Here is a 639-nt window from a genome sequence, read left to right as displayed (position 1 = left end):
ATGCGAGGGGTTGGCGGTCAGCGACAGATGGATCTTGTTGCCGTCGAACTCGCGGTCCGAGGAGGCGCCGAGGTGATACTTGACGTCGCCGGAGCCTTCGACCGAGTCCGGATTGGCCGAGCCGCCCTTGAACTCGTGGAACAGCGCGCGGTGCGGCTTGCCCATCACCTGGGTCAGCACATTGAGGCGGCCGCGATGCGGCATGCCGACGACGATCTCCTTCACGCCGAGATTGCCGCCGCGCTTGATGATCTGCTCCAGCGCCGGGATCAGCGATTCGCCGCCGTCGAGGCCGAAGCGCTTGGTGCCGGTGAATTTGACGTCGCAGAATTTCTCGAAGCCTTCGGCCTCGATCAGCTTGTTGAGGATCGCGCGGCGTCCCTCGGGCGTGAAGCTGATCTCCTTGTCCGGCCCCTCGATGCGCTCCTGGATCCACGCCTTCTGCGCGGCATTGGAGATGTGCATGAATTCGACGCCGAGGGTCTGGCAGTAGGTGCGCTCGCAGATCTGCACGATGTCGCGCAGCGTGCCGTATTCGAGGCCGAGCACGTGATCGAGGAAGATCTTGCGGTCGAAGTCGGCCTCGGTGAAGCCGTAGGAACGCGGATCGAGCTCCTCGCGGTCACGTGGCGCCTCGAT

1 pseudogene is annotated in these 639 nt (G+C 64.2%); it reads right to left on the bottom strand.

Annotated elements, in window-relative coordinates:
* Positions 1-639 (bottom strand): annotated as a pseudogene (sucA, locus tag J6500_RS31640) (2-oxoglutarate dehydrogenase E1 component); the annotation flags it as partial.

It is taken from the genome of Bradyrhizobium semiaridum, assembly GCF_020329505.1.
Taxonomy (GTDB): Bacteria; Pseudomonadota; Alphaproteobacteria; order Rhizobiales; family Xanthobacteraceae; genus Bradyrhizobium; species Bradyrhizobium semiaridum.
The sequence above is the reverse complement of the archived record's forward strand: the minus strand, read 5'-3'. Positions and strand labels throughout refer to the sequence as shown.